This window comes from Streptomyces sp. NPDC047079, assembly GCF_040643755.1.
Lineage (GTDB): Bacteria > Actinomycetota > Actinomycetes > Streptomycetales > Streptomycetaceae > Streptomyces.
In genome coordinates this window covers 1-22,561 of sequence record NZ_JBEYUZ010000041.1, presented here as the reverse complement: position 1 = coordinate 22,561, position 22,561 = coordinate 1, and the positions used below count along the sequence as shown (strand labels likewise).

At 72.7% G+C, this 22,561-nt stretch carries 18 protein-coding genes and 1 rRNA gene; 5 read left to right on the top strand and 14 right to left on the bottom strand.

Annotated elements, in window-relative coordinates; genetic code table 11:
- Positions 1–185 precede the first annotated feature (185 nt).
- Both ABZ823_RS29160 and ABZ823_RS29155 read right to left on the bottom strand, forming a co-directional pair.
- Complete coding sequence (locus tag ABZ823_RS29160) at positions 186–812, bottom strand: NUDIX hydrolase (protein WP_361665837.1); 627 nt, start codon at positions 810–812, stop codon at positions 186–188.
- A gap of 85 nt (positions 813–897) precedes the next feature.
- Entirely contained in the window at positions 898–2,568 is a 1,671-nt protein-coding gene (locus tag ABZ823_RS29155; protein WP_361665836.1) for a CTP synthase, read from the bottom strand.
- Positions 2,569–3,036: 468 nt separating this feature from the next.
- Between ABZ823_RS29155 and ABZ823_RS29150 the strand changes: the two genes are divergently transcribed.
- The 3 genes from ABZ823_RS29150 to ABZ823_RS29140 all read left to right on the top strand — a co-directional run bounded on the left by ABZ823_RS29150 (position 3,037) and on the right by ABZ823_RS29140 (position 8,025).
- Positions 3,037–4,839 carry a glycoside hydrolase family 15 protein gene (locus ABZ823_RS29150; protein ID WP_361665835.1) on the top strand — a complete coding sequence of 601 codons (1,803 nt, stop codon included), beginning with the start codon at positions 3,037–3,039 and terminating at the stop codon, positions 4,837–4,839.
- An 89-nt stretch (positions 4,840–4,928) separates the two neighbouring features.
- The gene (locus ABZ823_RS29145) at positions 4,929–6,311 is read left to right on the top strand and encodes an FAD-binding oxidoreductase (protein ID WP_361665834.1); all 1,383 of its coding nucleotides are present in this window, start codon (positions 4,929–4,931) and stop codon (positions 6,309–6,311) included.
- A gap of 67 nt (positions 6,312–6,378) precedes the next feature.
- Positions 6,379–8,025: a PucR family transcriptional regulator gene (locus tag ABZ823_RS29140; RefSeq protein WP_361665833.1), complete on the top strand. Its 1,647-nt coding sequence runs from the start codon at positions 6,379–6,381 to the stop codon at positions 8,023–8,025.
- 193 nt (positions 8,026–8,218) lie between these two features.
- On the opposite strand, the gene ABZ823_RS29135 is transcribed toward ABZ823_RS29140, so the two are convergent.
- From ABZ823_RS29135 to ABZ823_RS29110, 6 genes are all read right to left on the bottom strand, one after another.
- Entirely contained in the window at positions 8,219–9,355 is a 1,137-nt protein-coding gene (locus tag ABZ823_RS29135; RefSeq protein WP_361665832.1) for a glycosyltransferase family 4 protein, read from the bottom strand.
- Positions 9,356–9,537: 182 nt separating this feature from the next.
- Complete coding sequence (locus ABZ823_RS29130) at positions 9,538–10,353, bottom strand: hypothetical protein (protein WP_361665831.1); 816 nt, start codon at positions 10,351–10,353, stop codon at positions 9,538–9,540.
- Positions 10,354–10,582: 229 nt separating this feature from the next.
- Positions 10,583–12,301 carry a DNA repair protein RecN gene (gene recN, locus ABZ823_RS29125; protein ID WP_361665846.1) on the bottom strand — a complete coding sequence of 573 codons (1,719 nt, stop codon included), beginning with the start codon at positions 12,299–12,301 and terminating at the stop codon, positions 10,583–10,585.
- 155 nt (positions 12,302–12,456) lie between these two features.
- The gene (locus tag ABZ823_RS29120; protein ID WP_234519554.1) at positions 12,457–13,362 is read right to left on the bottom strand and encodes an NAD kinase; all 906 of its coding nucleotides are present in this window, start codon (positions 13,360–13,362) and stop codon (positions 12,457–12,459) included.
- Positions 13,359–14,174: a TlyA family RNA methyltransferase gene (locus ABZ823_RS29115; protein WP_361665830.1), complete on the bottom strand. Its 816-nt coding sequence runs from the start codon at positions 14,172–14,174 to the stop codon at positions 13,359–13,361. Before ABZ823_RS29115 ends, ABZ823_RS29120 begins: the two co-directional genes overlap by 4 nt.
- A gap of 7 nt (positions 14,175–14,181) precedes the next feature.
- Positions 14,182–14,484 (bottom strand): hypothetical protein, encoded by a 303-nt coding sequence (locus ABZ823_RS29110; protein ID WP_361665829.1) that lies wholly within the window; start codon positions 14,482–14,484, stop codon positions 14,182–14,184.
- A gap of 42 nt (positions 14,485–14,526) precedes the next feature.
- Here ABZ823_RS29110 and ABZ823_RS29105 point away from each other — a divergent pair, with 42 nt between their 5' ends.
- Entirely contained in the window at positions 14,527–14,874 is a 348-nt protein-coding gene (locus ABZ823_RS29105) for an SCP2 sterol-binding domain-containing protein (protein ID WP_361665828.1), read from the top strand.
- A 69-nt stretch (positions 14,875–14,943) separates the two neighbouring features.
- Here ABZ823_RS29105 and ABZ823_RS29100 read toward each other — a convergent pair whose 3' ends face one another.
- Genes ABZ823_RS29100 through ABZ823_RS29085 form a run of 4 tightly spaced genes read right to left on the bottom strand, consistent with a single transcriptional unit; the run spans position 14,944 to position 18,952 of the window.
- Positions 14,944–15,801 carry an ABC transporter ATP-binding protein gene (locus ABZ823_RS29100; protein ID WP_361665827.1) on the bottom strand — a complete coding sequence of 286 codons (858 nt, stop codon included), beginning with the start codon at positions 15,799–15,801 and terminating at the stop codon, positions 14,944–14,946.
- Positions 15,798–16,835 (bottom strand): iron chelate uptake ABC transporter family permease subunit, encoded by a 1,038-nt coding sequence (locus tag ABZ823_RS29095; protein WP_361665826.1) that lies wholly within the window; start codon positions 16,833–16,835, stop codon positions 15,798–15,800. Before ABZ823_RS29095 ends, ABZ823_RS29100 begins: the two co-directional genes overlap by 4 nt.
- Positions 16,832–17,875 (bottom strand): iron chelate uptake ABC transporter family permease subunit, encoded by a 1,044-nt coding sequence (locus ABZ823_RS29090; protein WP_361665825.1) that lies wholly within the window; start codon positions 17,873–17,875, stop codon positions 16,832–16,834. Before ABZ823_RS29090 ends, ABZ823_RS29095 begins: the two co-directional genes overlap by 4 nt.
- 48 nt (positions 17,876–17,923) lie before the next feature.
- On the bottom strand, positions 17,924–18,952 hold the full coding sequence (locus ABZ823_RS29085) for an HAD hydrolase-like protein (RefSeq protein WP_361665824.1): 1,029 nt from the start codon (positions 18,950–18,952) through the stop codon (positions 17,924–17,926).
- A gap of 70 nt (positions 18,953–19,022) precedes the next feature.
- On the opposite strand from ABZ823_RS29085, the gene ABZ823_RS29080 reads away from it, so the two are divergent.
- Positions 19,023–20,312: a DUF1015 domain-containing protein gene (locus ABZ823_RS29080; protein WP_361665823.1), complete on the top strand. Its 1,290-nt coding sequence runs from the start codon at positions 19,023–19,025 to the stop codon at positions 20,310–20,312.
- Positions 20,313–20,376: 64 nt separating this feature from the next.
- Here ABZ823_RS29080 and ABZ823_RS29075 read toward each other — a convergent pair whose 3' ends face one another.
- Together ABZ823_RS29075 and rrf are read right to left on the bottom strand one after the other, a co-directional pair.
- On the bottom strand, positions 20,377–21,186 hold the full coding sequence (locus ABZ823_RS29075) for a hypothetical protein (RefSeq protein WP_361665845.1): 810 nt from the start codon (positions 21,184–21,186) through the stop codon (positions 20,377–20,379).
- Between the two features lie 1,282 nt (positions 21,187–22,468).
- A 5S ribosomal RNA gene (gene rrf, locus ABZ823_RS29070) occupies positions 22,469–22,561 on the bottom strand; the annotation flags it as partial.

Sequence of the window (22,561 nt, the reverse complement as noted above, 5' to 3'; positions counted from 1 at the left end):
GCGAAGAGCCTAGTTCACGCTCTGCGACGACCCGGGCGGAGCATGGCGGACACATCCCCCGATCGGATCAGGCGATGGTACGACCGCAGGGACGGAAGGGGACACCCCGCACCCGGGCGGGACACACCCCACCCGAGGGGCCGCGCCCGGCAGCCCCGGGTGTCAGGCCACGGCCCGGACGGGGGTCATGCCTCGAAGGGCCGGGCCGGCCACGGCGCCTCCGCCGGCCGCAGGGCCTCGAGGCCCTCGCCGCAGCGCGCCGCGACCAGGGAGAGGACGCCGACGACGAGGCAGGTGTTGTGGAGCTCGCCGGCCAGCACACCGCGGACGAGCTCGTCCACCGGGACGCGGGCCAGTTCCATGTCGGCCTCCTCGTCCTCGACCTCGAAGCGCTGCCCGTCGGCTTCGGACAGATCGCGGGCCAGGAAGATGCGCACGGCCTCGTCGCTGCCGCCGGGCGTTGTGTAGATGTCGGTCAGCACCCGCCAGTCCTCGGCCTTGACGTGCGCCTCCTCGTACAGCTCGCGCTGGGCGGCGCGCAGCGGGTTCTCCCCCGGGATGTCCAGCAGGCCGGCCGGGACCTCCCAGAGCCGCTGGCGCACCGGGTGGCGGTACTGCCGGATGACGAGCACACGGTCCTGGTCGTCGAGGGCGACGACGGCCACCGATCCCGGGTGGACCTGGTAGTCACGGCGGACGACCGAGCCGCTCGGCATGACCACATCGTCGGCGCGGACGGAGGTCTTCTTGCCGACGAACGGGGTCTCACTCGCCCTGATCTCCCACTCCTCGGGGGTGTCCTTGATCGTCATGTCGCCCTGTTCCTCCCACACCTTGCACAAAACCGGGGTGCGCCTCCCGAAGGACGCGTACCCCGGTCACCGTACAGCCCTGGTGTCACTCGCCGTTCTTCAGCGCGGTCTCCTGCCGCTGCCGCTGCACAGCCGCCTTCACCAGCCCCGCGAACAGCGGATGCGGCCGGGTCGGGCGCGAGCGCAGCTCGGGGTGCGCCTGCGTGGCCACCAGGTAAGGGTGCACATCGCGCGGGTACTCGACGTACTCCACGAGCTTGCCGTCCGGCGAAGTGCCGGAGAACACGATGCCCGCCTTCTTCTCCAGCTCGGCCCGGTAGGCGTTGTTCACCTCGTAGCGGTGGCGGTGGCGCTCCTCGACGTACTCCTTGCCGCCGTACACCTCGCGCACGATCGACCCCTCGGCCAGCTTGGCCGGGTACATGCCAAGGCGCATGGTGCCGCCCATGTCGCCCTCGCCGGCCACGATGTCCAGCTGCTCGGCCATGGTCGAGATGACCGGGTGGGCGGTGGCCGAGTCGAACTCGGTGGAGTTCGCGTCGAGGATGTCGGCGAGGTTGCGCGCGGCCTCGATCACGATGCACTGGAGGCCGAGGCAGAGGCCCAGCAGCGGGATCTTGTTCTCGCGGGCATAGCGGATGGCGCCGACCTTGCCGAGCACACCGCGGTCGCCGAAGCCTCCGGGGATGCAGATGCCGTCCACGTCGGCGAGCTGCGCCTTGGCACCGGCCGGGGTCTTGCAGTCGTCGGAGGTGACCCACTTGATCTTCACGCGCGCCTTGTTGGCGAAGCCGCCCGCGCGCAGCGCCTCGGTCACCGACAGATAGGCGTCGGGCAGGTCGATGTACTTGCCGACCAGGGCGAGGGTGATCTCGTCCTTCGGGTTGTGGACGCGGTCCAGCAGGTCGTCCCAGGTCCTCCAGTCCACATCACGGAAGGGCAGGTCCAGCTTGCGGACGACATAGGCGTCCAGTCCCTCGGTGTGCACGACCTTCGGGATGTCGTAGATCGAGCGGGCGTCGGGGCACGCCACGACGGCGGCCTCGTCGACGTCGCACATCAGCGAGATCTTGCGCTTGATGGCGGTCGGGACCTCTCGGTCGCAGCGCAGCACGATCGCGTCCGGCTGGATACCGATGTTGCGCAGGGCGGCGACCGAGTGCTGGGTCGGTTTGGTCTTCAGCTCGCCGGACGGGCCGATGTAGGGCAGCAGCGAGATGTGCACCACGAAGACGTTGTCGCGGCCGACCTCGTGGCGGACCTGGCGGACGGTCTCCAGGAACGGCAGCGACTCGATGTCGCCGACGGTGCCGCCGACCTCGGTGATCACGACGTCCACCTCGTCGGTGGCCATACGCCGGATGCGATGCTTGATTTCGTTGGTGATGTGCGGGATGACCTGCACCGTGTCACCCAGGTACTCGCCGCGCCGCTCCTTGGCGATCACCGTCGAGTACACCTGCCCCGTGGTGACATTGGCGGAGCCGTCCAGGTCGCGGTCGAGGAACCGCTCGTAGTGGCCGATGTCCAGGTCGGTCTCGGCACCGTCGTTGGTGACGAAGACCTCACCGTGCTGGAAGGGGTTCATCGTGCCCGGGTCGACGTTCAGGTACGGGTCGAGCTTCTGCATCACGACGCGCAGGCCCCGCGCCTTGAGCAGCATGCCCAGGCTGGAGGCCGTCAGACCCTTGCCGAGCGAAGAGGCGACACCCCCGGTGACGAAGATGTGCTTGGTCGTCGTGGATTTGGGCGGCATGGCCAAGAGGGGGCTCCCGTGGTCGCGGTCTGGAGTGCGGTGCGGCTCGCCTCCGAAGGATGTCCGGCGGTGCCGTCGCTGCGGTTCCGGGGTTTCGTGCCCACCGGTCCACGGGCTACCAGCGTATCAGCGCCCGGACGGGGCTGCTTCCGGCCACGCTCCGCGCACGGGGCACCACGGATCCGCCACCGCCATTCCCGCCTCACTCGTTCGGAGCCGTACCGTTGGCGGGACGGGCACGCGGATCATCCACGTGCGTCGTATCCTGCTCGGACACTCGCTGCCGAGCACTCCCGGCAAACGGCACCACCCCCGCCCGTCACCGGAACAACAACAGCTCGTCAGTTCGTTGAACATCGACTGCTTCATTTTCGAATGAGTCGGTGAACAACGTCTTTCTCACCGACCCCATGACCGCTAGAGCGACCGCCCCACCTGGGGCGACGTGGCCGTTCGACTGGAGTTGCATTGGCCGGGCGCATCGAAGACTACGCACTCATCGGAGACATGCAGACCGCGGCGCTGGTCTGCCGGGACGGCACCGTGGACTGGCTGTGCCTGCCCCGTTTCGACTCCCATGCCGTCTTCGCAGCACTGCTCGGCACGGAGGAGCACGGGTTCTGGCGGCTGGGTCCGGCGCACGCGGCGGACGTCAAGCCGCCCACGGCCACCCGGCGCTGCTACCGCGGCGAGTCCCTGATCCTGGAGTCCGAGTGGGACACCCCCCGCGGCACGGTCCGGGTGACCGATTTCATGCCGCCGCGTGACGGCGCGCCCCAGCTGATCCGGATCGTGGAGGGCGTCACGGGCCGGGTTCCCATGCGCTCGACGCTGCGGATGCGGTTCTCCTACGGACGCGTCGTGCCCTGGGTGCACAAGCACGAGGGGCGCACGGTGGCCGTCGCAGGGCCCGACTCCGTGTGGTTCGACACCCCTGCCGAGACCTACGGCAAGGCGCTGACGACGTACGCGGACTTCACCGTGGCCCCGGGCGACCGGATCACCTTCACGATCTCGTGGCAGCCCTCGCACAAGGAGCCGCCGCCGCTGCCGGAGCCCGAGCAGTCCCTGGAGGCGACCGAGGAATTCTGGGGCGAGTGGGTGGAGCACTGTACGTACCACGGCCCCTACCGCGAGGCCGTCGTCCGCTCCCTGATCACCCTCAAGGCCCTCACCTACGCGCCGACCGGCGGCATCGTGGCCGCGCCCACGACCTCCCTGCCCGAGGAGATCGGTGGCGTGCGCAACTGGGACTACCGCTACACCTGGCTGCGCGACGCCGCGATCACCCTGTCCTCGCTGCTGCGCACCGGCTACCGCGAGGAAGCGCGTGCCTGGCGTGAATGGCTGCTGCGCGCCGTGGCGGGCGACCCCGAGAACCTCCAGATCATGTACGGCATCGCGGGCGAACGTGAGCTGGGCGAGGCCGAGTTGGACTGGCTGCCCGGCTACGAGAACTCCGCGCCGGTCCGCGTCGGCAACGGCGCCGCCCACCAGCTCCAGCTGGACGTGTACGGAGAGGTCACCGAGGCCCTGCACCTGGCCCATATGACCGGCCTCGCCCGCAACGACTACGCCTCCCTGCTCCAGCTCAAGCTGATCCGCTACCTGGAGCAGCACTGGGACGAACCGGACGAGGGCATCTGGGAGGTGCGCGGCCCCCGCCGTCACTTCGTGCACTCCAAGGTCATGGCCTGGGTGGCGGTGGACCGCACGATCAAGCTGATCGAGTCCGGGGACGTGGACGGACCGCTGGAGAGGTGGCGCGAGCTGCGCGACGAAATCCACCGGGACGTGTGCGAGAAGGGGTACGACAAGGAGCGCAACACCTTCACACAGTCCTACGGCTCCAAGGAGCTGGACGCCTCGCTGCTGCTGATTCCGCAGATGGGCTTCCTGCCGCCGGACGACAAGCGCGTGATCGGCACGATCGAGGCGATCCAGCGCGAGCTGTCCACGCCCGACGGCTTCATCCTGCGCTACCCGACGGCGGGTGAGGATGAAGGCGTGGACGGGCTGCCGGGTGACGAGGGCGCCTTCCTCGCCTGCTCCTTCTGGCTGGCGGACGACCTGGCGATGATCGGCCGCGTGGACGAGGCCCGCAGGCTCTTCGAGAAGCTGCTCATCCTGCGCAACGACCTGGGCCTGCTCTCCGAGGAGTGGGACCCGCGCCTGAAGCGCCAGGTCGGGAACTTCCCGCAGGCTTTCAGCCATGTGCCGCTGATCGACACGGCGCTGCGGCTGACGGCGTCCGGGGCGTACGGCGGCTGAGACCCCGTACCCCCGCTGAACAGGACCGGCACGCCGGGCCCGCCTAGGCTGAAGGCAGCTCTGTCCCCTGCGGGAAGGGGGCGGCCGCCATGGCTCCCCTTTCGAAGGCGGGCGCGGCGCTCGCCGCACTCCGCGCGCGCCTGGAGGGCGAGGTCCTCGCTCCCGCCGACGCGGGCTACGACGAGGCCCGGCTCGTCTTCAACGCGATGATCGACCGGCATCCGGCCGTCATCGCGCAGTGCGCGAGCGAGGTCGACGTCATCCGCGCGGTGCGCTTCGCCCGGGACCTCGATCTGAAGATCGCGGTCCGTGGCGGCGGCCACAGCGTGGCGGGCATGGCGGTCAACGACAACGGTCTGGTGGTGGACCTGCGCCGGATGCACCGGGTCACGGTCCATCCCGGGTCCGCGTCGGTACGGGTCGAGGGGGGCGCCGTGATGAGCGATCTGGACCGCGCCACCCAGCCCCACGCTCTCGCGACCACCGGAGGCCGGGTCTCCACGACCGGTGTAGGCGGCTTCGTGCTCGGTGGCGGCACCGGCTGGCTGGACAGGGCCTTCGGCCTCGCCGTCGACAACCTGCTCGGCGTGGAGCTGGTGACCGCGGACGGCACCCCGCTCCTCGCGACCGCCGACGAGAATCCCGAGCTGTTCTGGGCACTGCACGGCGGCGGCGGGAACTTCGGCATCGCCACGGCGCTGACGCTCAAGCTGCACGAGCTGTCCGAGTTCTCGATCGCCCTGCTCATGTTCCTGCCCGAGAGGGGCCCGGAGGCGGTCCGGACCTACCGTGACCTCCTCGCCTCCGCCGCGCCGGAGGTGGGCGGGGCCGTGCTGTACCTCACCGGTCCGCCCGCGCCGTTCGTCCCCCAGCACCTGGTGGGGACGCTGCTGTGCGGAGTGCTGGTCACCTACGCCGGCGGCGAGGACGCCCTGCGCAAGCTCGCCCAGCCACTGCTGGCGCTGCCGCACGAGTCCGAGGTCGTCTCCGCGGTTCCGTACGCCGATCTCCAGCGCATGCTCGACGATCCACCGGGTCTGCGGAACTACTGGTCGGTCGAGTACGTGCGTGCGCTGCCCGACGAGCTGGTCGACGTCTTCTGCGCCCGCGCCCCCTCGATGCCCGTCCCCTCCTCCTGTCGGCAAGTGCTGTTCCCGCAGGGCGGCGCGATCGCCTCCGGGCCCGCCGAGTACCCGGTCCCCTTCCGGGAGGCGCCCTGGGCCGTGCATCCGTTCGGGGTGTGGGCTGACCCGGCGGACGACGAGCGGGCCCTGCGGTGGGTGAGGGACGTGCGCGCCGACGCCCGGCCCTGGAGCACCGGGGCGGTCTATCTCAACTTCATCGGGGACGAGGGCCGGGACCGGGTGGTGGCCGGACTCGGCACCGAGCACCTCAACCGGCTGGCCCGGGTCAAACGCCAGTACGACCCCGACAACGTGTTCCGGTACAACCACAACATCCTGCCCGCCTGACCGTGCTCATGACGGGTGGGCCGGGCCCCCGGTGCGCCCGGGGCGTCCGCGCGGGTAGCGTCACCGCATGGACAGCCGTTTCGACCCCCAGGGCTCCCAGGGCGCCGGAATCACCGTGCAGCGGGCGCTGGAGCTGCCCGGGCTGCGCAGCGGCCTGCCGGAGGTGCTCGCCGGTGCCGACCGGCTGCACCGCACGGTGCGCTGGGTGCACGCGGGCGAGGTCCCGAACATCGCCTCGCTGCTGAAGGGCGGCGAACTCCTCCTGACCACGGGATACGGCCTCGGCACCCGGCCCGCGGAGCAGCGGGCGTTCGTCCGCACGCTGGCCGAGCGCGGCATCGCGGCCCTGGTGGTGGAGCTCGGCCCGCGCTTCACCCGGCTGCCCGCCGCCCTCGTCGAGACGGCCCGCACGGCCGGGCTGCCGCTCGTCCAGCTGCATCGTGAGGTGCCGTTCGTGGCGGTCACCGAGGAGATCCACACCGAGATCGTCAACGGGCACTACGCGCTGCTCCAGCGCGCCGAGGAAGTGCACCGCCGCTGCACCGAGGCGCTGCTCGGCGGGGGCGGTGTGCCGCAGGTACTCAAGATCCTGGCCGACTTCGGCGGCAACCCGGTGTTCCTGGAGACCGCCGACGGCCGGCTGCTGTACGCCGCCGGGACCGGGCCCGCGGACACGGATCCGCTCCAGGTGTGGGAGGGACTGCGCGGACAGCACAAGGACGCGCCGCCGGCCGGCACGACGATCGTGGACGTGCCCGGTGGCGGTCCGGGCACGGGCGCGGTGCGGGCCCGGCTGGTGCTGCTGCCGGTCACCGCGCCGGTGGCCCCGGTGCACCGGATCGCCGCCGAGCGGGCCGCGGGCATCCTCGCGGTGGTGCTGATGCAGGCGCGGCAGGAGGAGGAGCTGGCGGCGCGCGGACGCGGCGACTTCCTCACCGACCTCGCCGAGGGACGGATCACCGCCGAGGACGCTCCCGCGCAGGCCCGGGTGCTCGGCTTCAAGCCGGGCGGCGGCCCGCTGCTGCCGGTGGTGATGCGGCTGGCGGACGGCCCCGCGCCGGGCGGCGGGGGCTGGGCGGTGCTGGCGCGGGCTGTGGCGGAGGAACTGGGGTCGGTGGGTGTGCCGGTCCTGCTCGGCGTGCGGCCGGTGGAGGGACGGGTTCCGCTGCTGCTGGGCCTGCGCTCGGAGTCGGAGCGTTCCGCGGTAGCCGACCGGGTGGCCGCGGCGCTGCGGGCCGGGGTGGAGCGGGCCGGCATGCAGCGGCCGGGCGCCCGGCCACCGGTCGTGGTGGTCGCCGTGGGGGGCGGCTGGGCGGCGGCGTCCGCCGGGCTGCGGCACGCGGCCGAGACCGCGACGGCGGCGCAGGGACTGCCGGAGCGGCCCTGGCACGACGCCCGGCGCCTGGACATCGACCTGTTGCTGTGGCGGCTGCGCGACGATCCGGACCTGGCGGCCTTCGTGGACCGTGCGATCGGTCCGCTGCGCGACCACGACCATCGCTCCAGGCCGCCGCTGCTGCCCACGCTGGAGACATATCTGGCGCACGCGGGCCGCAAGGCGGAGACCGCCCGCGAGCTGCATCTGAACCGGCAGACCCTCTACAACCGGCTGGCCCGGATCGGGGAGTTGCTGGGCACGGACCTCGACGACCCGCAGACGGTCCTGGCCCTGAGCCTGGCGCTGCGGGCGCGCCGGCACGTACACCAGGGGTAGGGCGCGCCCGCACGCGGAGCCGCGCTCCGCACGCGGGGTCCCTGGCCCGCACGTCCGTGGCCCGCACGCGGGGTCCCTGGCCCGCACGTCCGTGGCCCGCACGTGGGGTCCGTGGCCCGCACGTGGGGTCCGTGGCCCGCACGTGGGGTCCGTGGCCCGCAGGCTGGGCCCGCTCCCGGCGTGCCCGGGCGCCTCACGGGTAGGGCCGCGCCTGGGTCAACTCGTCGTAGACACTCAGCACTTGGGCCACGGTCTCGTCCTCGGTAGGCCAGGTGGCGGCCTGCCGGCTGCCCTTCTCCCGCAGCAGATCGCGGCGCGCCGGGTCCTCGAGAAGCCGTACGACGGCGGTGGCGAGCGCCGCCGCGTCTCCGTAGGGGACGAGTTCGGCCGCGTCGCCGACGAGTTCGCGGATCCCGCCGACGGCGGTGGCCACCAGCGGCACGCCCGCGTGCAGGGCCTCCTGAGCGAGGACGGACCGGGACTCCCAACTGCTGGGCAGCAGTGCCAGGTCGGCGGCGGCGAGCAGTTCTCCGACGTCCTCCCGTCGCCCGACCAACCGCACCGGCAGCCCCTCGTCCTCGATGCGCCGCTGAAGGGCCGTCCGCAGTGGCCCCTCCCCCGCGATGACGACCAGCGGCGCCGGGTCGAGGCGCCGCCAGACACGGGCGGCGTCGAGGAGCACATCGTATCCGCGGTACCGCTCGAGGGCGCCGACGGCCATCAGCAACGGCCGCTCCGTGACGCCGAGTTCGGCCCTGGTCTTGGGGCCGGGCCGCTCCGGGTCGTCGTGTTCGGGAGACCGGCGGGGTGCCGGCAGGGCGACGGCGGCGAGCCGGGCGTCACGCGCGCCACGGCGGCGGGCCCGGTCGACCAGGTCGGAGGAGGTACCGAGAACGACGGACGCGGCCCTTGCCACCCGCCGTTCCAGAAGGCGCAGGAGATGGGCCCGCGCGCCCTCGGCGTGCGCCCGGGTGTGCCAGGTGACCACGAAGGGGGTGCGCCGCCCGCCGAGGGCGAGCGCGGCGCGCAGGCCGGCGTGCAGCCCGTGGGCGTGCACCAGGTCGGCGTCGGCGCAGACGGCACGAAGTGCTGCCAGCGAGGCGGGGTCCGTGCTGCGGGGCACGGGCACGTGCTGGGCTCCGACGCCGGTGAAATCGTAGGTGCGCTCGGCCTCGACGGGGGCGCACACGGTCACCCGCACGCCCCTGGCGACGAGGCCCGAGGCCAGCGACCGCACATGCCCGCTGCTGCCCGCGCTGCCCCCGCCGAGCACCTGAACGGTACGCAGCGGCGTCCGGCCGTGCGGTGAGTGGCTGCTCGCGAGGCTCACGTGGCCGGGGCTCCTGGTTCGGCATCGGGCGGTCACGAAGAAACGTACAGAAGGATCGCGCGGTGGGGGTGGACCGCGCGAGGTGCTCCGCGGCTGACTCAAGCATGCCAGGGAGCGGGGGTGGTGCGGCACCGGCGGAAGGCCGCGACGACCGCGGGCCGAGCGACCGGCGGCGCGCCCGGTCACTCCCCCGGGTGAGCGCGCGCGGTGGGTCCGGGTGGCACTGGGACGGGCGAGAGGGTTCCCCAGGTCCTCGCCGCCTCGCTCAGCCTCTCCCCGAAGACGGCGGCGGCCACGCAGGCCGCCGCGTGGGCGAGGAGTCCGAGTCCGCGATGGCCGGCGACGACGGCGACGCCGAGCGCGGCACCGAGGGCATGGGCTCCGGTGTCCCCGAGCATCGCACGCTCACCCAGGTCGTCGGGCAGGACCGCGGCGGCTGCCCCCGTCACGGCGGCGCACAGCTCCCCGTCGGCTCCGGCGCTCAGCAGCCCCGGGGCGGCCAGGGCGAGGACGGCCCCGGCGGCCCGCCCCGGCCGTACGTCCACGAGGTTGACGACATGGGCGGCCCCGGCGATCACCACACCTGCCAGCACCCTCTCCAGGGGCCGCTTCCGCAGTGCGGCCCCCGCGGCGAGCGCCGCCGCGGAGATCCCGAACAGCTTCACCGCACCGCTGGTGACCTCACCGTCCCGCAGGGCCGACAGATGCGCCCGGAACCCGCGCCGGGGATCTCCGGCACCGGCGACGTCGTCGTAGGCGCCGCAGGCACCGGCGGCGAGTACGGCGAGTCCGGCCGCGGGGTGGACCCGCCCGGCGCCGAGCGCGACGGCGAGGGCCGACGCGGGCCCGGCATACAGCTCGACGGTCCGCCCCGCGTGGTTCTTCCGCTCCCAGCGCCCCGGCCCGCCCGGCGCCAGGGCGCGCAGGGCGGCGGCAGTGGCGCCGGTGACGGCCGCGGCGCGGGCGAACGAGACGGTCCTGCGGATACCCGTGATCATCCCGTCACCCTACGCGAGCCGCCCGGCGCAGCTTTCCCTGGTGCTGTGGCCGGAAAGGTCTGCCGGAAAAGCTCGCGGCGTCCGGTGCCGGGGGCACCTCCCAGTGGTAGCTCGGGGAGCATCGCAAGGCGGAGGATCGCCCGCGTGCCGGATGTACTCGGGTGATGCGACAACGCGGCGAGATGCCGTGCCGGGCGTCGCGAGACGGTGAGCCTCGCTCGCAGCCTTGCTAGGCGTCCGCCCGTGCCGTCGCCAGCAGTTCCTCCGCGTGCGCCCGGGCGGTCTCCGAGTCCTCCTGGCCCGCCAGCATCCGGGACAGTTCGCGGATGCGGTCCTCGCCCTCGAGCACCTTCACCCCCGATCGTGTCACCGACCCGTCGTTGGTCTTCTCCACCAGCAGTTGCCGGTCGGCGAACGCCGCCACCTGGGGCAGGTGGGTGACCACGACGACCTGCGCGGTCTTCGCGAGGCGGGCGAGGCGGCGCCCGATCTCGACCGCGGCCTTGCCGCCGACGCCCGCGTCGACCTCGTCGAAGAGATAGGTGGGCACGGGGTCCGTCCCCGCGAACACCACCTCCACCGCGAGCATCACGCGCGACAGCTCACCACCCGAGGCACCCTTGGCGATGGGCCGCGGCGGCGCTCCCGGGTGGGGTGCGAGCAGCAGCTCGACCTCGTCGACGCCCGACGGCCCGTAGGCGACCGTGCGCCCTCCGACCTCGACGCCGTCCGGGTCGTCCGTCTGCCGGATCTCGAACGAAACGCGCGCGTGCGGCATGGCGAGCGAGGCCAGCTCGGCGGTGACGGCGGCGGCGAACCGCTCGGCGGCCTCCGTGCGCGCGTCCGTCAACGCCTGTGCGAGCGCGCCCAGTTCGCCGCGCAGACCGTCCCTCTCGGCGGTCAGCTCCTCGATCCGGTCGTCGTCGCCGTCGAGTTCGGTCAGCCGCGCGGCGCTCCGTTCCGCCCACGCGAGGACGGCGCCGACGTCCGCGCCGTACTTCCGGGTCAGCGCGGTGAGGGCGGCCCGCCGCTCCTCCACGGCCGCCAGCCGCAGCGGATCGGCGTCCAGGTCGTCGGCGTACCCGGCCAGCTCCCCGGCCACATCGCCCAGCAGGATCCCGATCTCACCGATCCGGTCGGCGAGGCCCGCCAGCGCCGGGTCGTGCGACCGCACCGCCTCCAGGGCCCGGTGTGCGCCCGCGACCAGGGTGGCCGCGTCGACGCCCTCGGGGTCCTCGGGGTTGCCCGCCAGTGCCGCGTGCGCGGCGGTCGCCGCCGAGGCGAGCGCCTCCGCGTGCCCGAGCCGCTCGGCCTCCTCGGCCAGCTCCACGTCCTCACCGGCCCGGGGCTCCACGGCCGCGATCTCGTCGAGCCCGAAGCGCAGCATGTCGGCTTCCTGGGCCCGCTCGCGGGCGCGCGTGGTGATCTCCTCCAGTTCGGTGGAGACGGCGCGCAGCCGCCGGTAGGCCTCCCCGTACTTGGCGAGGGGCACGGCGACGGCGTCACCGGCGTACCGGTCGAGCGCCTGCCGCTGCCGGGACAGCTTCAGCAGCCCCTGCTGGTCGGTCTGCCCGTGCACGGCGACCAGTTCGTCGGCCAGCTCCGCCAGGACCCCGACGGGCACGGAACGCCCGCCGAGGTGCGCCCGCGAGCGTCCCTCGGCGGATACGGTACGGCTGATCAGCAGTGCCCCGTCGTCCAGCTCGGCTCCGGCCTCCTCGGCGCGTACGGCGGCGGAGGCGTCCCCGGGCAGGGTGATCCGCCCCTCGACGACCGCGTTCTTCGAGCCGATCCGTACGAGGGCGGGGTCCGCGCGTCCGCCGAGCAGCAGACCGAGGCTGGTGACGACCATGGTCTTACCCGCGCCCGTCTCACCGGTCACGGCGGTGAAGCCGGGCGACAGCTCGACGACCGCGTCGTCGATGACTCCGAGCGACCGTATCCGCATCTCCTCCAACACGGAGAAGACCTTACGAGGTCGGGCGGGGGATGTGCGAGCGGCCCTTGTCACTCGGTGGGGGTAACCGCGCCCCTGGCAGGGGCGCGGGAATCGGCGCCCAGCAGCCGCGGACAGCCCGCGCCCGGCGAGCCGCCCGCAGGCGGTCAGTGAGGTCGGCCTCGCCACCCGGACACCGGAAGCGCGAACTTGGCCACCAACCGGTCCGTGAACGAGGCGTGGTGCAGCCGGGCCAGCCGGACCGGCACCGCCCCCCGCCGCACCTCGACGCGAGCCCCCTGCGGCAGCTCCACCGTCCGCCGCCCGTCGCACCACAGCACCCCGTGCGGGGTGTCAGGCTGCACCTCCACGGCGAGCACGGAGTCCGGCGAGGTGACCAGCGGCTTGGCGAACAGGGCGTGCGCGCTGATCGGCACCATGAGCAGGGCCTCCACCTCGGGCCACACCACGGGCCCGCCCGCGGAGAAGGCGTACGCGGTCGAACCGGTGGGGGTGGCGCACACGATGCCGTCGCAGCCGAAGCCGGTCACCGGCCGCCCGTCGATCTCGAGGACGACCTCCAGGAGCTTCTCCGCGGAGACCTTCTGCACGGCCGCCTCGTTGAGCGCCCAGTCGGTGTGGACGATGTCGCCGTTCTTGTGCACGACGACATCGACGGTCATCCGCTCCTCGACCTCGTACGCCTTCATCACCACCCGGTCGACGACCCGGTCGAGGTCGTCGCGCTCGGCCTCGGCGAGGAAGCCGACCCGTCCGAGGTTGACGCCGAGCATCGGCACCCCGGAGGCGCGGGCGAACTCGGCGCCGCGCAGCAGCGTCCCGTCTCCGCCGAGCACGATGAGCAACTCGCACCCGTCGAGGCACTGCGGGGTGGCCTCCTTGACCAGCTCCACCTCGTCAGGCAGGGGCAGGTCCGCCGCCTCGGCCTCGAGGACACGCACGCCGATCCCGCAGCGCAGCAGTCCCTTGACCACCAGCTCGGCGCTGCGAATGGCCGCGGGCCGCCCGGTGTGGGCGAGCAGGAAAACAGTACGAGCTGAATTCTGTGTCAACGCGGCCCCTCCGCCACTGCACGGTCAACGTCGGCCGGGTCCAGTGCGGGTGCCCCGGCTCGCAGCCACAGAAAGTACTCGACATTGCCCGAAGGCCCGGGCAGTGGACTGGCCGTCACGCCCTTCACACCGAGCCCCAGATCCGCGGCCCGCCCGGCCACCCCCCGCACGGCCTCGGCGCGCAGCTGGGGGCTGCGGACCACACCGCCGCTGCCCAGCCGTTCCTTCCCCACCTCGAACTGCGGTTTGACCATCATCACCAGATCGGCGTCCGGCTTCGTGCACCGCACCAGGGCGGGCAGCACCAGTCCGAGCGGGATGAAGGACAGATCGCCGACGACAAGATCCACAGGCTCCCCATCGATCGCTTCCAGCGTCAACTCCCGTACGTTCGTACGGTCTTTGACGGTGACGCGTTCATCGTTGCGGAGAGACCAGGCCAGTTGGCCGTACCCGACGTCGACGGCGACGACACGGGCGGCACCCGCGCGCAGCAGGACGTCGGTGAAGCCTCCGGTGGACGCACCGGCGTCCAGCGCCCGCCGGCCCTCGACCGCGAGACCCTGCGGTACGAAGACCTTCAGCGCGCCCGCCAGCTTGTGACCGCCCCGGGACACGTAGTCGGGTTCACTGTCGTCCTGGGCCACGAGGATGGCGGCCGCGGTCTCCACCTGGGTGGCGGGCTTGGTCGCGACGGTCTTGCCGACGGTGACCCGGCCGGCGGCGATCAGCTGGCCGGCGTGCTCGCGCGAGCGCGCGAGCTTCCGGCGGACCAGCTCCGCGTCGAGACGGCGGCGTGCCACTCCTGCCACGTTCGGTTCAGCTCCTGTTTTCGTATGGTCGTGGGGGCGCCGGAGGTCCCGGGCGGGCGTCGAGCGCGGTGAGCGCGTCGCGCAGCCCCTTGTGTACATCCTCGTACACCTCGACGTGGCCGTCCGTGGCGAGGTGGTCGGCGTCGGACAGCCGTTCCAGCCGGGCGTCGACGTCGGCGTTGCCGGTGGGGATGCGGTCCACGTTCAGGGGAGCCGGGGCGGCGGGGTCGTACTCAGGTTCGACGGCAGGGTCGGCCTGCGCCGCTGCCGCTTCCGCCGTCACCCCCGCCGCGGTCACAGAGTCGCTCATGCCCCGACGCTACCTCGAAGCGCTGCGGTACCGTCGCTCACGATGGCGACCATTGAGGAGTGCCGCAGGGCACTCGACAAGTTCTCGGACAACCTGGCGGGCTCCGAAGGGGACGTGCGCGCGGCCGCGACCCTGGACCGCTCGCTCAGCTGCCGTATCACCGACCTGGACGTCACCTTCGTCGGCCGCCTCGAGGACGGCCGGATCCGGGTGGTCGACACGCTCCAGGGGCCCCCGCCCGACAAGGCCCAGATCCGGCTGGCCATGACCGGCGACGACCTGGTGGCGATGGTCGACGGCGAGCTGCACTTCGCGAAGGCGTGGGCCTCGGGCCGGGTGAAGCTCGAGGCGGCCCTGCTGGATCTGCTGCGGCTCCGCAAGCTCCTGTGAGCTTCCCCCGGCCACCGTGGGCGGGGACCGCTCACAGGAGCTTGCCCCGCCGTGGGCGGCGGTCGCGGCTCAGGAGCCTTCGGCCGTGACGCGAGCGCGTGCCCTGCGCGCCGCCGGGACCACCAGGGGTGTGCCGGTCTCCGGGTCGTCGATGACCTGGCAGCGCAGTCCGAACACCTCCTCGACCAGCTCCGCCGTGACGATGTCCTTCGGCGCGCCCTCGGCGGCGACCCTGCCGCCGCGCAGGGCGATGAGGTGGGTGGCGTACCGCGCGGCGTGGTTGAGGTCGTGCAGCACCGCGACCAGCGTCCGTCCCTGTTCTTCGTGCAGCTGCGCGCACAGGTCGAGCACGTCGATCTGGTGCTGGATGTCGAGATAGGTGGTCGGCTCGTCCAGCAGCAGCAGCGGGGTCTGCTGGGCGAGCGCCATGGCGATCCAGACGCGCTGCCGCTGCCCGCCGGAGAGTTCGTCGACGTAGCGGTCGGCGAGTTCCGCCACGCCGGTCTGCGCCATCGACTCCTGTACGACCCGCTCGTCCTCGCCCGACCACTGGCGCAGAATCCCCTGGTGCGGATGGCGGCCGCGGCCCACCAGGTCGCCGACGGTGATGCCGTCCGGCGCGATCGAGGACTGCGGCAGCAGGCCCAGGGTCCGTGCGACCTTCTTCGCCGGCATCGACTGGATGACCTGGCCGTCGAGCAGCACCCGCCCCCGCGACGGCCTGAGCATCCGGGACAGCGCCCGCAGCAGGGTGGACTTGCCGCAGGCGTTGGGGCCGACGATCACGGTGAAGGAGTTGTCGGGGATCTGGACGGACAACTCCTCGGCGATCACGCGCTGGTCGTAGGCGAGGGTGACGTCGTCGGCGCAGAGACGGTTCACAGGGCTCCTTGTGTCGGTCGTGTCGGGTCCGCTGCGGGCACTCATATGCGGCCCGCCCTGCGCTCGGTGACCAGCAGCCACAGCAGGTAGAGGCCGCCGAGGACACCGGTGACCACTCCGACGGGCAGCTGGTCCGCGCCGAAGACACGCTGCGAGGCCCAGTCCGCGACGATCAACAGGGTGGCACCCATGACCATGGAGGCGACCAGGTTCGGCCCGGGTGAGCGGGTCAGCCGGCGAGCCAGCTGCGGCGCGGTGAGCGCCACGAATCCGACCGGGCCCGCGGCGGCGGCGGCTCCCGCGGTGAGCAGTACCGCGGACACCATCAGCAGCAGCCGTACCCGCTCGACACGCACCCCGAGGGCATACGCGACGTCGTCGCCCATCTCCGTCATCCGCAGCCCCCGGGCCTGGCCGAGGACGAGCGGTACGAGGACGGCGCACAGCGCGAGCAGCGGCCACACCTGCTCCCGGTCGCGCCCGTTCAGGGAACCGGTCATCCAGACGACCGCGCGGGCCGCGTCGACCAGGTCGGCCTTGGTGAGCAGATAGCCGTTGACCGCCGTCGCGACGGCGCAGACGCCGATGCCGACGAGGACCAGCCGGTAGCCGTGCACGCCCCGCTTCCAGGCGAGCAGATGGATGGCGAGGCCGGTCGCCAGCCCGCCGGCGAGCGCCCCGAGGGCGACCTGGGTGGCGCTGCCGGAGAACAGCACGATCACCACGAGCGCCCCGGCCGTCGAACCCTGCCCGAGGCCGAGCACGTCCGGACTGCCCAGCGGATTGCGGGAGATGGACTGGAACAGGGCCCCGCCGAGCCCCAGCGAGGCCCCGACCAGCAGGCCCACGAGCACACGGGGCAGCCTGAGTTCGGTGACGATGAACCTCTGGCCCGGGTCGCCGCCGCCGAGCAGCGTCCGCAGGACGTCGCCGGCCGGGATCGAGAAGTCGCCGGTTCCGATCAGGACGACGCTCGCGGCGAGCGCGGCGGCGAGGAGCAGGGCGACGACGGTGCACGCCCGGACGTCGAGGCGGACGGAGAGGCCGGCCGGGGTGCGCGGGATGCGAATGGTCTTCACAGCTGCGCCGTCCTGCGCCGTCGTACGAGGTAGATGAAGACCGGGCCGCCGATGACCGCGGTCATGATGCCGACCTGGAGCTCGGCGGGCCGGGCGACGATGCGTCCGATGACGTCGGAGCCGAGCAGCAGAACGGGCGACAGGACGGTCGCATACGGCAGGATCCAGCGCAGGTCGGGGCCGGTGAGGGAGCGTACGACGTGCGGGACCATCAGCCCGACGAACACGATCGGGCCGCAGGCGGCGGTCGCCGCACCGCACAGCACGGTGGCCGCGGCCATGGACAGGGCACGGGTGCGGCCGAGGTTCGCGCCGAGGGCGCGGGCGGTGTCGTCGCCCATCGCCACGGCGTTCAGCGGCCGGGCGAGGGCCAGCGCGAGCACCGTGCCGGCCACGAGGAAGGGCAGAACCTGCCGGATGGTCGCGTCGGTGGCCGAGGCCAGCGAACCGACCGTCCAGAAGCGCATCCTGCCGAGCGCCGCATTGTCCATGATCATCACGGCTTGGAGGTACCCGTACAGGGCCGCGCTGATCGCGGTCCCGGCGAGCGCGAGCCGCACCGGAGTGGCACCCCGGCTGCCGCCGAGGAACCACACCAGGGCCCCGACGGCGGCCGCGCCGAGGAACGCGAACCAGACGTAGCCGCTCAGGCTCGTGACGTCGAAGTACGTGATGGCGGTGACGACCGCGGCGGACGCGCCCGCGTTGATGCCGAGCAGTCCCGGGTCGGCCAGCGGATTGCGGGTGAGTGCCTGGAGGACGGCACCGGACAGGCCGAGGGCGGCACCGGCGACCAGCCCGAGGACCGTCCGCGACAGCCGGTCGCCGACGACCACGTCGGCGTACGTCCCAGAGTCCTGGAACAGGCCGTGCCAGACCTGCTGCGGCGAGAGTCCCTTCGCACCGATCGCGATGCTCGCCAGCGCGACGAGCGCCAGGACCACAAGCGAGAGAAGGAGCCCAAAGGCCCGTATCGCCCGGCGGGTTGGGGGCGCGGGGGCGGTCTCCGCGCGAGGTTCGGGAGGACTGTCGACCAACACGAGGTTAGGTTAGCCTACCCTCGCTGACCGAGGGGCCGCCCTCCCGGCTCACAGCCCCAGTCGCGCCAGCGCCTTCCCCCGGTCCAGCTCGCACGAGCCCTCCCCGGCCGCCGTCCAGGCGGCCGCGCACAGCGCCCGCAGACCGTCCAGGGCCTCGCCGTCACCCGCCAGTTCCAGTCGCTCCTTCCCCGCCGTCGCCGTCCAGCCGCCGCAGCGGAAGCCGTCGCCCGCCGCCTCGACGTCCGGCTGGCCGGTCAGCAGCCCCCGCAAGTCCGCGTCGACGTACGTCGGCCGGTGGCGCGCGGGAGCGGCCAGCAGCTGGGCGCCGTCGGTCACCCCGGTCAGCACGAGCAGCGAGTCGACGCCGCCGTTGAACGCGCCCTCGATGTCCGTGTCGAGCCGGTCCCCGACCACCAGCGGCCGCCGGGCGCCGGTCCGCAGGATCGTCTCCCGGTGCATCGGCGGCAGCGGCTTGCCCGCCACCCGCGGTTCGGCACCGGTCGCGATCCGCACGACCTCCACGGCCGCCCCGTTCCCCGGGGCGATGCCGCGCGCGCTGGGAATCGTGAGATCGGTGTTGGACGCGAACCACGGCACTCCGCGCGCAATGGCGTAGCACGCTTCGGCGAACCGCCCCCACGGCAGCTCGGGCCCGCCGTACCCCTGGACCACGGCCACCGGATCGTCGTCGGCCGACTCCACGGGTACGAGCTCCCGCTCCCGCAGCGCGACGCGCAGCCCCTCACCGCCGACCACCAGCACCCGCGACCCGGCGGGCACCTGCTCGCTGATGAGCCGGGCGACCGCCTGCGCCGAGGTGATGACGTCCGACGCCTGTGCCGGTATCCCCAGCTCGGTGAGGTGCGCGGCCACCGCGTCCGGCGTGCGCAACGCGTTGTTCGTCACGTACGCCAGATGCATGCCGCCCGATCGTGCGGTTCCGAGCGCCTCCACGGCGTGCGCTATCGCCCTGCCACCCGCGTACACGACCCCGTCCAGGTCCAGCAGCGCCGTGTCGTACGCCTCGCTCAGGGGGCGCGCACTGCCCTCGGGCCGCGTCCTGACGGTCTGGCTCATTAAGCATCGCTCCTCGTTCGCTCGTTTCCCCGATCATCCCGCACGGCACCGACACACTTACGATGCACCAATGAACACTGCAGGTCCCAAGGACGTACCAGCGGGCAAGGGCCTTGAACTGACCCCTTTCCGGGGCCTGCGTTACGACCCCGACCGCGTCGGCAGTCTGGCGGCGGTCACCTCCCCGCCGTACGACGTCGTCGTACGCCCGGACGGCCTGCTGCACCTCGAGTCGGCCGATCCCCACAACATCGTCCGTCTGATCCTGCCCCAGGCGGCCACCCCGGCGGCACGGAACAAGCAGGCGGCCCACACCCTGCGCCGCTGGCTCGACGAGGGCGTCCTCAGGGCCGACGCCGAGCCCGGCCTCTACGTCTACGAGCAGCGCGGCAACGGTCTGCTCCAGCGCGGTGTCATCGGCGCACTGCGCGTATCACATCCGTCGGACGGCGTGGTCCTCCCCCACGAGGACGTCATGCCGCATGTGATCGCCGACCGGGCGGCCCTGATGCGCGCGACCTCCGCCAACCTCGAACCCCTGCTGCTGACCTACCGGGGCGACGGCTACGCGACCGGCGCGGGGGCCGTCATCGAACGCGCCGCCGAACGCTCGCCACTGCTGCGCACCACCACGGAGGACGGCTTCAGCCACCGCCTGTGGGCGGTCACGGATCCGGCCGAGGTCGCCGAGATCCAGACGGAGCTGGCCCGGCACCAGGCCCTGATCGCCGACGGCCATCACCGCTGGGCGACATATCTGCGTCTACGCGCGGAGCACGACTCCCCCAGTCCCTGGGACTACGGCCTGGTGCTCCTGGTGGACACCGCCCGCTACCCCCTTCGGGTGCGCGCGATCCACCGTCTGCTGCACCGCCTCCCCCTGACCGACGCCCTGTCCGCCCTCACCGGGCTGTTCCGCGTCCGCGACCTGGACCTTCCCCTGTCACAGGCCCTGGACGCGCTGGCCGACGCGGCCGAGCGCGGCAACGCCTATCTGCTGGCGGGCGACGGCGCCTTCCATCTCGTGGACCGGCCGTCCCCCGAACTGCTGGCCCGCACGGTGCCCACGGACCGCCCGGAGACCTGGCGCACCCTGGACGCGACCGTCCTGCACTCGACGCTGCTGGAACACGTCTGGCGCATCCCCGAGGACTCGCCGGAGCACATCGCCTACATCCATGACACCGCCGCCACGGTCGAGAAGGCCGAGCGCGTCGGCGGAACGGCCGTGCTCATGCACCCGGTGCGCGAGGAAGTCGTACGCGAGCTGGCCCGGCAGGGCGTGACGATGCCCCGCAAGTCGACGTCGTTCGGTCCGAAACCGGCGTCGGGGCTTGTCCTGCGCACGCTGACCACCTGAGGCACCCGGACAACGCGGCGGGGCGGGACCCCAGCCGGATCCCGCCCCGCCGCGTACTCGGGCGTCAGCCCCTGTCGCCGGCCTCGCCCTCGGCCCCTCCGTCAGCGCTCTTGGCGCCCTCGGCGTCGGGGGCCGACGGCTCGGGGGTGCACCCGTCGCCGCCGCCCTCGCCGTTGTCCTCGTCGCCCGCCTGCTCGTCCAGCGCGTCGACGAACTCCACGCCGTCCAGCTCGGCGAGCCGGTCGGAGGCGTCCGTGCTGCCGTCCTTGTCGGACTCGACGACCTTGGCGAACCACTCGCGCGCCTCGCTCTCGCGCCCGGCCGCGAGGAGGGCGTCGGCGTACGCGTACCGCAGCCGCGCGGTCCACGGCTGCACGGAGCTGGACGCCAGCTCCGGGCTCTGAAGGGTCACGATGGCGGCGTCGAGCTGCTCCATGTCCCGGCGCGCACCGGCGGCGACGAGCCGCATCTCGACCTGCCCGGCCTTGTCGAGCTTGTGCACCTCCGGCGCACCGGCCATGTCCAGCGCCTTCTCGGGCCGGCCGAGGCCACGCTCGCAGTCGGCCATGACGGGCCACAGATCGACGTTCCCGGTCATACGCCGGGCGGCCCGGAACTCGGCGAGCGCCTCGCCGTACTTCTGATTGGCGTACGCGGCGAAACCGGCGGCCTCGCGCACGGCGGCGACACGCGACGCGAGACGCAGCGCCACCTTCGAGTACGCGTACGCCCCCTCGGGGTCTTCGTCGATGAGCCTGGCCACCATGACCAGGTTCCTGGCGACGTCGTCAGCAAGCGTTTTGGGCAGGCTCTGCAACTCCTGCCGTACGTCCTTGTCGATCTCCTCGCCGGTGACGTCCTCGGGGATCGGCAGCCGCTTGATCGGCTCACGGTCACGATCCCGCTCCTCACGGAACCGGCCGCCGCCGCGCCGGTCGTCACGCCGGTCGTCGCGCCCCCGGAAGCCGCCTGGACGGCCGCCGCGGTCATCACGACGGGGACCGCGCGCACCGCGGTCGTCACGGCGGCCGTAGCCCCCGCGGTCGTCGCGACGGTCGTCCCGGCGGAAACCGCCACGGTCGTCGCGACGGTCGTCCCGGCGGAAACCGCCACGGTCGTCACGGCGGAAATCGCCACGGTCGTCACGACGGTCATCACGGCGGAAATCGCCACGGTCGTCGCGACGGTCATCACGGCGGTCGTCCCGGCGGAAACTCCCACGGTCGTCATCGCGACGCTCGTCGCGGCGGAACCCGCCGCGGTCGCCATGGTCCCCGCGGTCGCTGCCACGGCGGTCATCACGGCGGTCATCGCGACGGGGGTACCCGCCGCGGTCGTCGCGGCGGTCATCGCGACGGAAACCGCCACGGTCGCCGCGGTCATCGCCGCGACGGTCGTCACGGCGGTCGTCACGGCGGCCGAAGCCACCGCGCTGGTCGTCACGGCGGAAGCCGCGGTCACGGTCGTCGTCACGGCGGCCATAGCCACCACGGTCGTCGTCGCGGCGGAATCCGGGGCGGTCTCCCTCACGACGGAATCCTCGGTCACGGTCATCACGACGCGGGCCGGCCGACCGGTCATCACGGCGGAAGGGCGGGCGTCCTCCGTGGTCGCGGTCGTCGCGGCGGAAACCACCACGGTCGCCACGGTCATCGCCACGACGGTCGTCACGGCGGTCGTCGCGGCGGAAACCACCACGGTCGCCACGGTCATCGCCACGACGGTCATCGCGGCGGTCGTCGCGGCGGAAACCACCACGGTCGCCACGGTCATCGCCACGACGGTCGTCACGGCGGTCGTCACGGCGGAAACCACCACGGTCGCCACGGTCATCGCCACGACGGTCATCACGGCGGTCGTCACGGCGGAAACCACCACGGTCGCCACGGTCATCGCCACGACGGTCGTCACGGCGGCCGTAACCACCGCGGTCATCACCCCGGCGCGGACCCCCGCGGTAACCGCCGCGGTCACCACTGTCCCGGCGGCCTTGGTCGCGCTCAGGACGCTCGTCGGGAGAGTTGGTGGACATGGGTGACTCCTGTCTTTGGTACCGCAAAGCCATTGTCGCGCAGCCGGGTACCCGGCGCGCTCCGGAAAAACAAAAGGACCCCTGGTCCCAGCGAGTCGCTGGGACCAGGGGTCCTCCAAAGATTGTTCGGCGGCGTCCTACTCTCCCACAGGGTCCCCCCTGCAGTACCATCGGCGCTGTAAGGCTTAGCTTCCGGGTTCGGAATGTAACCGGGCGT

Bases quoted from the DNA above. Each gene is read 5' to 3' on its own strand.
- ABZ823_RS29160 (WP_361665837.1), bottom strand. From the start codon at position 812: ATGACGATCAAGGACACCCCCGAGGAGTGGGAGATCAGGGCGAGTGAG.
- ABZ823_RS29155 (WP_361665836.1), bottom strand. From the start codon at position 2,568: ATGCCGCCCAAATCCACGACGACCAAGCACATCTTCGTCACCGGGGGT.
- ABZ823_RS29145 (WP_361665834.1), top strand. From the start codon at position 4,929: ATGGCTCCCCTTTCGAAGGCGGGCGCGGCGCTCGCCGCACTCCGCGCG.
- ABZ823_RS29140 (WP_361665833.1), top strand. From the start codon at position 6,379: ATGGACAGCCGTTTCGACCCCCAGGGCTCCCAGGGCGCCGGAATCACC.
- ABZ823_RS29130 (WP_361665831.1), bottom strand. From the start codon at position 10,353: ATGATCACGGGTATCCGCAGGACCGTCTCGTTCGCCCGCGCCGCGGCC.
- recN (WP_361665846.1), bottom strand. From the start codon at position 12,301: ATGCGGATACGGTCGCTCGGAGTCATCGACGACGCGGTCGTCGAGCTG.
- ABZ823_RS29110 (WP_361665829.1), bottom strand. From the start codon at position 14,484: ATGAGCGACTCTGTGACCGCGGCGGGGGTGACGGCGGAAGCGGCAGCG.
- ABZ823_RS29105 (WP_361665828.1), top strand. From the start codon at position 14,527: ATGGCGACCATTGAGGAGTGCCGCAGGGCACTCGACAAGTTCTCGGAC.
- ABZ823_RS29100 (WP_361665827.1), bottom strand. From the start codon at position 15,801: ATGAGTGCCCGCAGCGGACCCGACACGACCGACACAAGGAGCCCTGTG.
- ABZ823_RS29085 (WP_361665824.1), bottom strand. From the start codon at position 18,952: ATGAGCCAGACCGTCAGGACGCGGCCCGAGGGCAGTGCGCGCCCCCTG.
- ABZ823_RS29080 (WP_361665823.1), top strand. From the start codon at position 19,023: ATGAACACTGCAGGTCCCAAGGACGTACCAGCGGGCAAGGGCCTTGAA.